Source organism: Mesorhizobium sp. ORS 3428, assembly GCF_001854785.1.
Classification (GTDB): domain Bacteria; phylum Pseudomonadota; class Alphaproteobacteria; order Rhizobiales; family Rhizobiaceae; genus Mesorhizobium.
On record NZ_MDFL01000105.1, the window covers coordinates 1 to 12,657 of the forward strand.

Annotated in this window: 12 protein-coding genes; 11 read left to right on the forward strand and 1 reads right to left on the reverse strand. The window is 63.9% G+C overall.

What is annotated here, in order from left to right; translation table 11 throughout:
• From ORS3428_RS09655 to ORS3428_RS09675, 5 genes are all read left to right on the forward strand, one after another.
• Nucleotides 1–377: SMP-30/gluconolactonase/LRE family protein (locus tag ORS3428_RS09655; protein ID WP_131802872.1), on the forward strand; the 377-nt coding region annotated here is incomplete at its 5' end.
• An 88-nt stretch (nucleotides 378–465) separates the two neighbouring features.
• Entirely contained in the window at nucleotides 466–1,482 is a 1,017-nt protein-coding gene (locus ORS3428_RS09660; protein WP_071096822.1) for an ABC transporter substrate-binding protein, read from the forward strand.
• A 46-nt stretch (nucleotides 1,483–1,528) separates the two neighbouring features.
• Nucleotides 1,529–2,992, forward strand: a complete 1,464-nt coding sequence (locus tag ORS3428_RS09665) for a sugar ABC transporter ATP-binding protein (protein ID WP_071096825.1) — start codon at nucleotides 1,529–1,531, stop codon at nucleotides 2,990–2,992.
• Nucleotide 2,993: 1 nt separating this feature from the next.
• Nucleotides 2,994–3,971, forward strand: coding sequence for an ABC transporter permease (locus ORS3428_RS09670; RefSeq protein ID WP_071096894.1), 978 nt, complete (start codon nucleotides 2,994–2,996; stop codon nucleotides 3,969–3,971).
• Between the two features lie 3 nt (nucleotides 3,972–3,974).
• Complete coding sequence (locus tag ORS3428_RS09675; protein ID WP_071096828.1) at nucleotides 3,975–4,922, forward strand: ABC transporter permease; 948 nt, start codon at nucleotides 3,975–3,977, stop codon at nucleotides 4,920–4,922.
• A gap of 15 nt (nucleotides 4,923–4,937) precedes the next feature.
• Here ORS3428_RS09675 and ORS3428_RS09680 read toward each other — a convergent pair whose 3' ends face one another.
• The gene (locus ORS3428_RS09680; RefSeq protein WP_071096830.1) at nucleotides 4,938–5,372 is read right to left on the reverse strand and encodes a GNAT family N-acetyltransferase; all 435 of its coding nucleotides are present in this window, start codon (nucleotides 5,370–5,372) and stop codon (nucleotides 4,938–4,940) included.
• A gap of 232 nt (nucleotides 5,373–5,604) precedes the next feature.
• Between ORS3428_RS09680 and mdh the strand changes: the two genes are divergently transcribed.
• The 6 genes from mdh (at nucleotide 5,605) to ORS3428_RS09710 (ending at nucleotide 12,634) form a co-directional block, all read left to right on the forward strand.
• Nucleotides 5,605–6,573: a malate dehydrogenase gene (mdh, locus tag ORS3428_RS09685; RefSeq protein ID WP_071096832.1), complete on the forward strand. Its 969-nt coding sequence runs from the start codon at nucleotides 5,605–5,607 to the stop codon at nucleotides 6,571–6,573.
• A 25-nt stretch (nucleotides 6,574–6,598) separates the two neighbouring features.
• Nucleotides 6,599–7,792, forward strand: coding sequence for an ADP-forming succinate--CoA ligase subunit beta (gene sucC, locus ORS3428_RS09690; RefSeq protein ID WP_071096834.1), 1,194 nt, complete (start codon nucleotides 6,599–6,601; stop codon nucleotides 7,790–7,792).
• A 174-nt stretch (nucleotides 7,793–7,966) separates the two neighbouring features.
• Complete coding sequence (locus ORS3428_RS09695) at nucleotides 7,967–8,197, forward strand: hypothetical protein (RefSeq protein WP_071096836.1); 231 nt, start codon at nucleotides 7,967–7,969, stop codon at nucleotides 8,195–8,197.
• Nucleotides 8,187–8,606: a PIN domain-containing protein gene (locus ORS3428_RS09700; protein ID WP_071096838.1), complete on the forward strand. Its 420-nt coding sequence runs from the start codon at nucleotides 8,187–8,189 to the stop codon at nucleotides 8,604–8,606. The genes ORS3428_RS09695 and ORS3428_RS09700 overlap by 11 nt, the downstream gene beginning before the upstream one ends.
• Before the next feature lie 14 nt (nucleotides 8,607–8,620).
• Entirely contained in the window at nucleotides 8,621–9,523 is a 903-nt protein-coding gene (gene sucD, locus ORS3428_RS09705) for a succinate--CoA ligase subunit alpha (RefSeq protein WP_071096841.1), read from the forward strand.
• A 123-nt stretch (nucleotides 9,524–9,646) separates the two neighbouring features.
• Complete coding sequence (locus tag ORS3428_RS09710; protein ID WP_071096843.1) at nucleotides 9,647–12,634, forward strand: 2-oxoglutarate dehydrogenase E1 component; 2,988 nt, start codon at nucleotides 9,647–9,649, stop codon at nucleotides 12,632–12,634.
• Nucleotides 12,635–12,657 lie beyond the last annotated feature (23 nt).

Here is a 12,657-nt window from a genome sequence, read left to right on the forward strand (position 1 = left end):
TGCAACCAAACGGCCTCTGCTTTTCGCTCGATGAATCGCGGCTGTTCGTCAACGATACCGAGCGCGGACACATAAGGGTGTTCGGCGTGGAAGTGAATGGCGACCTCAACGGCGGCGCGGTGTGGGCGGTGACGGAGGGCGCCGAGCCTGGGTCGCCGGACGGAATGAAGATCGACAGTCGGGGAAACCTTTATTGCACCGGACCCGGCGGCATCCATGTCTTCGACGCCTCCGGCGATCTCCTCGGCATCATTGCGACACCCGAATATTGTGCCAATTTCACCTTCGGCGACGATGATCTGAGGAGCCTCTACATCGCCGCCTCGACGTCGCTTTACCGGCTGAGGGTGCGTGTGCCGGGGCTGAGGCTGTTTTGAGCGGCAGCGCTCGGATCGAAGTGGAGTGAAGCCGGCTCGGAGGGGCCGATGGAAGTGCAGCAGTCAACACATCTGGGAGGATAATGACATGAAGAAACTACTGGTCTTGAGTGCCTTCGCAGCCATGYTCGCCTCGGGCACGGCGCTTGCCGACACGAGCGGCAAGAAGATCGCCTTCTCCAACAATTACGCCGGCRACTCCTGGCGCCAGGCGATGCTCGACAGCTATGGCATCGTCACCAAGAAGGCGGTCGAGGACAAGGTGGTCGCGGCGGCCGACGTCTTCACCACTGCCGACAAAGAAGTGCCGACCCAGGCCGCGCAGGTGCAGAACCTCATCCTGCAGGGCTACGATGCTATCGTGATCAACTCCGCCTCGCCGGATGCGCTGAACGGCGCCATCAAGCAGGCTTGCGACGCCGGCATCGTCGTCGTCTCCTTCGACGGCATCGTCACCGAGCCTTGCGCCTACCGCGTCGTCGTCGACTTCAAGGATATGGGTAAGCAGGAAGTCGAGCAGATGGCCAAATTCCAGCCGAAGGGCGGCAATCTGCTCGAGATTCGCGGGCTTGCCGGCACCTCGATCGACGATGCCATCCATGCCGGCATCCTCGAAGGCGTTGCCGCCCATCCCGAGTTCAAGATCGTCGGCTCGGTGACCGGCGACTGGGACCAGACCACGGCGCAGAAGGCGGTGGCGACCATCCTGCCGTCGCTGCCCGATATCGTCGGCATCGTCGACCAGGGTGGCGACGGCTATGGCGCCGCGCAGGCCTTCGCCGCAGCTAAGAAGCCGCGCCCGACCATCATCATGGGCAACCGCCAGGACGAGCTGAAGTGGTGGAAGGAGCAGAAGGAGAAGGACGGCTACAAGACCTGGTCGGCCTCGRTCGCGCCGGGCGTCTCGACGCTCGCCTTCTGGGTTGCGCAGCAGGTGCTCGACGGCCGCAAGGACGTRCCGCACGATCTCCTGGTGCCCTATCTCRCCTTCACCCAGGATGATTTCGAAGCCGCGCTGCCGAAGATCAAGGAAGGCGGCGTCGCCACGCATGAATACACGCAGGACGATGCCATCGCGGCCATCAAGGCCAACATCAAGCAATAGCGGCGCGAAGATTGCCAGCCGCATCGCCAACCGGATATCGTTGAGGATGCTTCAGGCTATTGCAGATATCGTCAGGCTGGACGGCGCCGAAAAACACTTCGGCGCCGTCCGCGCGCTCAACGGCGTCGATTTCCATGTCGGCGCCGGCGAATGCGTCGGATTGGTCGGGCACAACGGCGCCGGCAAGTCGACGCTCATGCATATGGTGGCGGGCACGCTGCGGCCGGATGGCGGGCAAATTGCCGTGCGCGGCAATGCCGAAGCGAGCTATTCGGTGGCGCGCGCGCTCGAGCTCGGCATACGCTGCGTCTTCCAGGAACTGTCGCTGTGCCCAAACCTCAGCGTCGCCGAGAACACGCGCATCAACCATCCATCGCTCAGAGGTTTCGGCTGGCGGCGCAAGGCCGCCGATCTCATCCAGGCCAAGCTCGACGAGATTTTCCCCGATCACGGCATCTCTGCGGACGACATTGCCGGAGACCTGTCGATCGGAAGGCGGCAGATGGTGGAGGTGGCGCGCGCCTTCACRCTGACCCGCGAGCCGCTGCACCTGGTCATCCTCGACGAGCCGACCTCGTCGCTCGATGCGCATACGGCCGGCCAGCTGCTCGCCTTCGTGCGCCGCTTCGTCGAGAATGGCGGCAGTTGCATCCTGATCTCGCACGTACTGGGCGAGGTGCTGCAGAATGCCGACCGCATCGTGGTGATGCGCGACGGCAAGGTGGTGGCGGCGGACGCCGCAAAGGCGTTCAACCGGGACAAGCTGGTCGCTGCCATGGGCGGCGCCGAAGGTCATCAGCGGACCGCTAAAGAGACGCGCAAGGCCGAGGCCGGGACGCTGAGAGTGCAGGCGCGCCCGGCGCGGCAGCAGGACGGCCAGGAGCTTGTGGCGCGAGCCGGCGAGATCATCGGGCTCGCGGGGCTTGCCGGGCACGGCCAGACGGACCTGCTGCTGGCGATCTTCGCCGCGGCCTCCCGCGCCAGGGCCGGCATCGCGGTGACGGCGCCGGTGGCGCTGGTCGCTGGCGACCGCCAGTCGGACGGCATCTTTGCGCAATGGTCGATCGCGCAGAACATCGGCATTCGTTCGCTTCAGCGCCTGCGCAGCGGCCTGTTGATCTCGCCGCAGCGCGAGGCGGAGCTGGCCGCGTTCTGGAAGAAGAAGATCGGCATCCGCACACCGGACATGRACAACAACATCTATTCGCTGTCGGGCGGCAACCAGCAGAAGGCGCTGTTTGCCCGCGCGCTCGGCTCCGACGCCGAGATCGTGCTGATGGACGATCCGATGCGCGGCGTCGACGTCGGAACCAAGCTCGAAGTCTACGACCTCGTGCGCGAGGAGGCAGCCAAGGGCCGCACCTTCCTCTGGTACACGACCGAAACCGAAGAGCTCGACAATTGCGACCATGTCTATGTCTTCAAGAACGGGCGGATCGTCGCCAATCTCAGGCGCGACGAACTGACGGAGGAAAAGATCATCCAGTCCTCGTTCGGCGATGCTGCCTGACATGACGGCGATCGCTCCCGGTACGGTCCCGAAATCCTCGCCACGCGGCAACGCGGCCAGGGCGCGCATGYTGCGCAGCCTCTTGCCGGCGCTGTCGCTGGCGCTGGTGCTGATGGCGATCGCCTGGCTCAATCCCCGCGCCATCAGCTATTTCGGCTTCAACCTGATGCTCAACCTGGCGATACCGATTGCGCTGGCGACGATCGCGCAGATGTTCGTCATCGCCGGCAATGAGCTGGACCTCTCGGTCGGCACCTTTGTCGGCTTCGTCGGTTGCGTCACCGCCACGTGGCTCCGGGACGCGCCGCTCATCGGCATCGCGGTGCTGCTCGGCTCGGTCGGCGTCTACGCTCTGCTCGGTGCGCTGATTCATCTGCGCAACCTGCCCTCGATCGTGGTGACGCTCGGCATGAGCTTCGTCTGGCAGGGGCTTRCCATCCTCATCCTGCCGAAGCCGGGCGGCAAGGCGCCCGACTGGCTGCTGGCGATCCTGGCGTTCAAGCCGCCTTACGTCCCATTCCCGATCCTTGCGGCGCTGCTGATCGCGGCCGCGGTGCATTTCGGCCTGATGYGCACCTCTTACGGCGTCATCCTGCGCGGTTCCGGYGGCAATGCCGCGGCGCTCAGGCGCGCCGGYTGGTCGCTGCTGAGGACCAAGATCGTGCTCTTCGCGCTGACGGGACTGTTCGGCGTGCTCTCGGGCATGGCGCTCATCGGCATCACCACCTCAGCAGACGCCAATATCGGCAACGGCTACACGCTGCTTTCGATAGCCGGCGTCATTCTTGGCGGCGGTGAGTTCGTCGGCGGCCGCGTGTCGCCGATCGGCGCGGTCATCGGCGCGCTGACGCTGGCGCTCGCCGCCTCGCCGCTCCTGACTTTCATGCACATCCCGCCGGACTGGCAGGTCGCCGCCAATGGCGCCATCCTGATCATCGTATTGGCGGCGCGGGTGCTTATCAGCCGCAGGGAGAGGTGAGCGATGGCCTCGCTGCGGATGTTGCTTGCAAAGCCCTGGCTCTGGTCCTTCGTCGGCGCGCTTGTGGTGTGGGTGGCGACCGTCGTCTTCACCGGCGGCTACGGCGCCGGCGGCATGGTCACGGCCGCGCTTTCGCTCGCCGTCTTCACCGTCATCGTCGGCGTCGGTCAGATGTTCGTCATCACGCTGGGGCCGGGCAATGTCGACCTGTCGCTGCCGGCCAATATCGGGCTTGCAAGCGCGGTGGCGATGAAGGTGATGGRCGGCAGCGATTCCATGATCCTTGTCGGGCTCCTCGCCGCGCTCGCCTGCGGCGCGGCCATCGGCGCCATCAACTATCTGCTGATCTGGGCGCTCAGGATCCCGCCGATCATCGCGACCCTGTCGGCGAGTTTCATCATCCAGTCGGTTGACATCAGCTATGGCCGCGGCCTGCAGATCAAGCCGCCGCCGGGCTTTGCCGATTTCACCAACTGGCAGTTCCTCGGCATTCCGGTGCTGGCAATGCTGACGGTGCTGTTTACCGTTGGCGCAGCACTTGCTTTGCAGCGCATGATCTATGGCCGTTCGGTGCTGGCAATCGGCCAGAATATCCGTGCCGCCTGGCTCGCCGGGGTCAATGTCGGCCRCATCCGCTTCATCACCTATACGCTGTGCGGCGCGCTCGGCGGCATCGACGGGGCGCTGCTTGCCGGCTATTTCCGCGGCGCCAATGTCGATATCGGCAACGAATATCTGCTCGCCTCGATCGCCGTCGTGGTCATCGGCGGCACATCGGTCGCGGGCGGCAAGGCGAACGTGCCGGGCGTGTGGGGCGCCGGCCTGTTCCTGGTGCTGCTGCTCACCATGCTCAACACATYCGGCGTTAGCGCCGGCGTGCGGCTGGTGCTGACGGGGCTGATCATCGTCGGGGTGATCACCGCGGCGGGTGGCGAGAAAGCGGTTCGCTGAGGAAAGGTTCTTCGGCTATCTCGAAAGCTCATACACATACATGACGAAATCCTCGGCGAGGCCGTGCGGCTCGGATCGCTTTTCGTAAAGCGCCCGTGCCGGCCCGTTGTCGGGCTCGGTGCCGACCCAGGCCTCCTCGCAGCCATCCTCGCGGCCAAGCTCGAACATRGCGTCGAGCATCTTTCGCGCGATGCCATGCCGCCGGAAGGACGGCGCCACGCCGACCTCGTCGATGTAGAGTTCGCTCACCTTGTCGGGATGGCGGTGGATGACGGCTGCGCACTGGCCGACCACGATGCCGTCAACTATAGCGACGATCATGAAATGGCCCGGCGAGGCGAGATAGGCAGCGAGACGATCGGGGCGGATAGGCTCGTCGAAGACCTCTTCGGCGAGGCGCATCACAACGGCGTCATCGCCGCTACGAAGCCTTCTGATTTCGACGTTCATTGTGTAGATTCCTCGCAGCCGGCTCATGAATTTTGACGCTTACGTAATTCCCAAAGCATCTAACCGATTGAAAACACTGGGCTCAAAATAATCGTTTGAATTTCGTCCGCGCCGGAGCTATTGGGTGCGGCGAAATCTCGCGGGACATCACAGCACCTYCAGCCTCCTCGACCCGTCATCAAGTCTGCAAGGATTTGAGGCACGGTCACACACAAAGGRAAAACATCCTGACATGGCACGCAACAAGATAGCGCTTATCGGCTCGGGCATGATCGGCGGCACGCTCGCCCATATGATCGGCCTCAAGGATCTCGGCGACGTGGTGCTGTTCGATATCRCCGAGGGCATCCCGCAGGGCAAAGGTCTTGACATCGCCCAGTCGTCGCCGGTCGACGGGTTCGACGCCAGGCTGACCGGCGTCAACGACTATGCCGGCATCGAGGGCGCGGATGTCTGCATCGTCACCGCCGGCGTGCCGCGCAAGCCCGGCATGAGCCGAGACGACCTGCTCGGCATCAACCTCAAGGTCATGGAACAGGTTGGCGCGGGCTTGAAGAAATACGCGCCGAAGGCCTTCGTCGTCTGCATCACCAACCCGCTCGACGCCATGGTCTGGGCGCTGCAGAAGTTCTCGGGGCTGCCGACCAGCCATGTCGTCGGCATGGCGGGCGTGCTCGACAGCGCCCGTTTCCGCTATTTCCTGGCCGAAGAGTTCAAGGTCTCGGTCGAGGACGTCACCGCCTTCGTGCTCGGCGGCCACGGCGATTCCATGGTGCCGATGATCCGCTATTCGACGGTGTCGGGCATCCCGCTGCCCGATCTCGTCAAGATGGGTTGGACCTCGCAGGATAAGCTCGACAAAATCGTGCAGCGCACCCGCGACGGCGGCGCCGAGATCGTCGGCCTGCTCAAGACCGGCTCCGCATATTACGCGCCCGCCGCGTCGGCAATCGCCATGGCGGAATCCTACCTCAAGGACAAGAAGCGCGTGCTGCCTTGCGCGGCGCACCTGTCGGGCCAATATGGCGTCAAGAACACCTATGTCGGCGTGCCGGTGGTGATTGGCGCCGGCGGCGTCGAGCGCGTCATCGAGATCGACCTTTCCAAGGCCGAGCAGAAGATGTTCGACCATTCGGTGGCGGCCGTGCAGGGCCTCACCGAAGCCTGCGTCAAGATCGCCCCGCAACTCGCCGGCAAGTAATCGCCCCTCCCCGGAGACAAAGCGCATGAACATCCATGAGTATCAGGCCAAGGCGCTGCTGAAGACCTTCGGCGCTCCGGTCGCCCAAGGAGCGCCGGTGTTCAACGCAAGCGAGGYGGAAGCCGCCGCCAAGGCGCTGCCCGGTCCGCTCTATGTTGTGAAGAGCCAGATCCATGCCGGCGGACGCGGCAAGGGCAAGTTCAAGGAGCTCGGCCCGGACGCCAAGGGCGGCGTGCGCCTGGCGAAGTCGCCGGCCGAGGTTGCCGCCAACGCCAAGGAAATGCTTGGCCACACGCTGGTCACCAAGCAGACCGGCCCGGCCGGCAAGCAGGTCAACCGCCTCTATATCGAGGACGGCGCCGACATCGAGCGCGAGCTCTATCTGTCGATCCTGGTCGACCGGTCGGTCGGGCGCATCGCCTTCGTCGTCTCGACCGAGGGCGGCATGGACATCGAGGCGGTCGCGCATGACACGCCGGAGAAGATCCTCACCGTCGCCATCGACCCGGAAAAGGGCGTGACGGCGGATGACGTGAAGAAGCTCAATGCCGCGCTGAAGCTCGACGGCGACGCCGCCAAGGACGGTGCCGCGCTGTTCCCCACGCTCTACAAGGCTTTCGTCGAGAAGGACATGAGCCTGCTCGAGGTCAACCCGCTGATCGTCATGAAGGACGGCCACCTGCGCGTCCTCGACGCCAAGGTATCGTTCGACAACAATGCTCTCTTCCGCCATCCCGAAGTGATGGAGCTGCGCGACACCACCGAAGAGGACGAGAAGGAAATCGAGGCGTCGAAATTTGACCTCGCCTATGTCGCGCTCGACGGCAATATCGGCTGCATGGTCAACGGCGCCGGCCTCGCCATGGCGACGATGGACATCATCAAGCTCTACGGCGYGGAGCCGGCCAACTTCCTCGACGTCGGCGGCGGCGCCTCGAAGGAGAAGGTGACGGCGGCGTTCAAGATCATCACCAAGGACCCGGCGGTCGAAGGCATACTGATCAACATCTTCGGCGGCATCATGAAATGCGACGTCATCGCCGAGGGCGTGATCGCCGCGGTCAAGGAAGTCGGGCTGAAAGTGCCGCTGGTGGTGCGGCTCGAAGGCACCAATGCCGAGCTCGGCAAGAAGATCATCAACGACAGCGGCCTGAACGTCGTCTCCGCCGACGACCTCGACGACGCGGCCAAGAAAATCGTCAAGGCGGTGAAGGGCTAATCCTCTCAAGCGGCTCTGRCCATGAACACGGCTCCCACTTTCGCGCTTTCGGCAGAACACCGCCTGCAGGCGCTGGTCGACGCGTGGCGCGGCGCGGAAGCGGTGTCGGCCGCCAACTTGCGACTGTTGCACAGTTACACATATACTGTGTGACAGATCGGAGGAGAAAGGGAAATGAAGAACATCACTCTGGCGGTTGACGACGAGGTTCTGGAACAGGTCAGGCTGGYGGCCGCCGAACAGCGAACGACCGTCAATGGCATGGTGCGGGAGTTTTTCGCATCGGTGGYCGCGAAACGGCGCGCCAAGGACGAGGCGCGGATGGCGCTGCTGAAGCTTGCGCAGGAGGCGGCGGGCGACATGGGCGACAAGAAATGGAACCGGGAAGCCCTCTATGATCGCTGAGTGCTTCCTCGACACCAACGTACTCGTCTATGCCGCCATCGGACACAAATCCGAGCGCGCGAAATATGAGCGCGCCGTGGAGTTGATCGCCAAAGAGGACTATTCGACCTCCGCACAGGTGCTGCAGGAATTCTACGTGAACGTAACCAAACGAGCGGACGTCACCCTGGCGCCGGCGAAGGCGGCCGAATGGGTCGCCGCGATCTCCATGAAACCCTGCCAGGATCTGGACAGTGCGGTCGTCATGCGGGGCATCGAGAACGCGCAGCGCTACCAGATTCCCTATTGGGATGGCGCAATTATCGCCGCCGCCGAGCGGCTTGGCGTCAAGACGCTTTACACCGAAGACCTCAATCACGGGCAGGCTTACGGCTCCGTGGTCGCCATCAACCCGTTCCGCACTCACTGATCAGGTCGCTAAATATGTCCATTCTCGTCGACAAGAACACCAAGGTGCTGGTCCAAGGCCTGACCGGCAAGACCGGCACGTTCCACACCGAGCAGGCGCTGGCCTATCACGGCACCGAGATGGTTGGCGGCATCCATCCGAAGAAGGGCGGCGAGACCTGGACCGGCGCGAAGGGCGAGACCCTCCCGATCTTCGCCACGGTCGCCGAGGGCAAGGAAAAGACCGGTGCCAACGCCTCCGTCGTCTATGTGCCTCCGGCAGGGGCCGCGGAGGCCATCATCGAGGCGATCGAGGCCGAGATCCCGCTCATCGTCTGCATCACCGAGGGCATCCCGGTGATGGACATGGTCAAGGTCAAGGCGCGGCTCGATCGCTCCAAGTCGCGGCTGATCGGCCCGAACTGCCCTGGCGTGCTCACGCCCGACGAATGCAAGATCGGCATCATGCCCGGCAACATCTTCCGCAAGGGCTCGGTCGGCGTTGTTTCCCGTTCGGGAACACTTACCTATGAGGCGGTCTTCCAGACCARCAATGTCGGCCTCGGCCAGACCACCGCTGTCGGCATCGGCGGCGATCCGGTCAAAGGCACGGAGTTCATCGACGTGCTCGAGATGTTCCTTGCCGACGACGAGACCAAGTCGATCATCATGATCGGCGAGATCGGCGGCTCGGCCGAGGAAGACGCCGCGCAGTTCCTCAAGGACGAGGCCAAGCGCGGCCGCAAGAAGCCGATGGCGGGTTTCATCGCCGGGCGCACGGCGCCGGCCGGCCGCACCATGGGCCACGCGGGCGCGGTGATCTCCGGCGGCAAGGGCGGCGCGGAAGACAAGATCGCAGCGATGGAGTCGGCGGRCATCCGCGTCTCGCCTTCGCCGGCGCGGCTCGGCACGACGCTGGTCGAGGCGATCAAGGGTTAGTGAGTAGCGAGTAGTGAATAGCGAATAGGAAAGACAAGGGTAGCGGCGCGAGCGGAAGAAGTCCCTATTCGCTACTCACTATTCGCTCCAAGAAGGAGACGGAGCCAGGCTCCGCAGACGAAAATGGCAAGACAAGATCAGGCCAACGACCAATTCTCTCTCACCTCGTTTCTCTACGGCGGCAACGCCGATTATATCGACGCGCTCTATGCCACCTATGAAGACGATCCGGCTTCCGTCGATCCTGAATGGYGGAACTTCTTCGCGACGTTGAAGGACGACGCCGGCGACGTCCGCAAGAACGCCACCGGTGCCTCCTGGGCGAAGCCCTCCTGGCCGCTGCAGACCAATGGCGAGCTGGTTTCGGCGCTCGACGGCAATTGGGGCCTGATCGAGAAGCRCATCGAAAAGAAGGTGAAGGAGAAGGCGGTCGTCAACGGCGCCGCCCTTTCCGACGCCGACGTGCATCAGGCGACGCGCGATTCCGTTCGCGCCATCATGATGATCCGCGCCTACCGCATGCGCGGCCATTTGCACGCCAATCTCGATCCGCTGGGCATCGCCAAGCCGCTCGAGGACTATAACGAGCTGTCCCCGGCGAATTACGGCTTCACCGAAGCCGATTACGACCGGCCGATCTTCCTCGACAATGTGCTGGGCCTCGAATTCGGCACCATCCGGCAGATGCTGGACATCCTCACCCGCACCTATTGCTCGACGCTCGGCGTCGAGTTCATGCACATCTCCGACCCCGAGGAGAAGGCCTGGATCCAGGCGCGCATCGAAGGCGCCGACAAGGAGATCACCTTCACCGCCACGGGCAAGAAGGCGATCCTGTCGAAGCTGATCGAGGCCGAGGGCTTCGAGCAGTATATCGACGTCAAGTACAAGGGCACAAAGCGCTTCGGCCTCGACGGCGGCGAGTCGCTGATCCCGGCGCTGGAGCAGATCATCAAGCGCGGCGGCCAGCTCGGCCTGAAGGAAGTGGTGCTCGGCATGGCGCATCGCGGCCGCCTCAACGTGCTTTCCCAGGTGATGGGCAAGCCGCACCGCGCCATCTTCCACGAATTCAAGGGCGGCTCGGCCGCGCCCGACGATGTCGAAGGATCGGGCGACGTGAAGTACCATCTCGGCGCCTCGTCGGACCGCGAGTTCGACGGCAACAAGGTGCACCTGTCGCTGACCGCCAATCCCTCGCATCTGGAAATCGTCGACCCCGTGGTCATGGGCAAGGCGCGCGCCAAGCAGGACCAGCTTGCCGGTCGCGAGCGCGGCGAGATCGTGCCGCTGTCGGAGCGCGCCAAGGTCATGCCGCTCCTGCTCCACGGCGACGCGGCGTTTGCCGGACAGGGCGTGATCGCAGAGATGTTCGGGCTCTCCGGCCTGCGCGGCCATCRCGTCGCCGGCACGCTGCATTTCATCATAAACAACCAGATCGGCTTCACCACCAATCCGCGCTTCTCGCGGTCTTCGCCCTATCCGTCCGATGTGGCCAAGATGATCGAGGCGCCGATCTTCCACGTCAACGGCGACGACCCGGAAGCCGTCGTGCACGCCGCCAAGGTGGCGACCGAATTCCGCATGAAGTTCCACAAGCCGGTGGTGGTGGACATGTTCTGCTACCGCCGCTTCGGCCACAATGAAGGCGACGAGCCGTCCTTCACCCAGCCKATCATGTACCGCAGCATCCGCAGTCACAAGACGACGGTGCAGATCTATGCCGACCGGCTGATCGCTGAAGGCCACATCACTCAGGCCGAGGTCGACAAGATGCGGGCCGATTGGCGCGCGCATCTGGAAGCTGAATTTGAAGTCGGCCAGCACTACAAGCCGAACAAGGCCGACTGGCTGGAYGGCGYCTGGTCCGRCCTGCGCACGGCCGACAACCAGGACGAACAGCGGCGCGGCAAGACCGCCGTTCCGATCCGCACGCTGAAGGAAATCGGCAAGAAGCTGACCGAGGTGCCGAAGGATTTCGAGGCGCACAAGACGATCCTGCGCTTCCTCGAGAACCGCCGCCAGGCGATCGAATCCGGCGAAGGCATCGACTGGTCGACGGCCGAGGCGCTGGCCTTCGGCGCGATCCTGCTCGACGGCAGTCCGATCCGGCTCTCCGGCCAGGATTCGGAGCGCGGCACCTTCTCGCAGCGTCACTCCGTGCTCTACGACCWGCGCGACGAAACCCGCTACATCTCGCTCAACAACCTGTCGGCGGCGCAAGCCGGCTACGAGGTCATCAACTCGATGCTGTCGGAAGAGGCGGTGCTGGGCTTCGAATATGGCTACAGCCTAGCCGAGCCGAAGGCGCTGACGCTCTGGGAAGCGCAGTTCGGCGATTTCGCCAACGGCGCCCAGGTGGTGTTCGACCAGTTCATCTCGTCGGGCGAGCGCAAGTGGCTGAGAATGTCGGGCCTCGTCTGCCTGCTGCCGCATGGCTATGAAGGCCAGGGGCCGGAGCACTCGTCCGCGCGCCTCGAACGCTTCCTGCAGCTCTGCGCCGAGGACAACATGCAGGTGGCCAACGTCACTACGCCGGCAAACTACTTTCATATCCTGCGCCGGCAGCTGAAGCGCGACTTCCGCAAGCCGCTGATCCTGATGACGCCGAAGTCGCTGCTGCGCCACAAGCGGGCGGTGTCGACGCTGTCGGAAATGGCGGGCGAAAGCTCGTTCCACCGGCTGTTGTGGGACGATGCGCAACTTCTGGCGGATCAGCCGATCAAGCTGGTCAAGGATTCCAAGATCCGCCGCGTCGTGTTGTGCTCGGGCAAGGTCTATTACGACCTCTACGAGGAGCGCGAGAAGCGCGGCATCAACGACATCTACCTGCTGCGCGTCGAGCAGCTCTACCCGTTCCCGGCCAAGGCGCTGATCACCGAGCTGTCGCGCTTCCGCAATGCCGAGATGGTGTGGTGCCAAGAGGAGCCCAAGAACATGGGCGCCTGGTCGTTCATCGACCCCTATCTCGAATGGGTGCTGGCGCATATCGACGCCAAGCATCAGYGGGTGCGCTACACCGGCCGGCYGGCCTCGGCTTCGCCGGCGACCGGATTGATGTCGAAGCATCTCAGCCAGCTTGCGGCCTTGCTCGACGACGCGCTCGGCGAATAGACAGACCGGACGAAACAGACCTC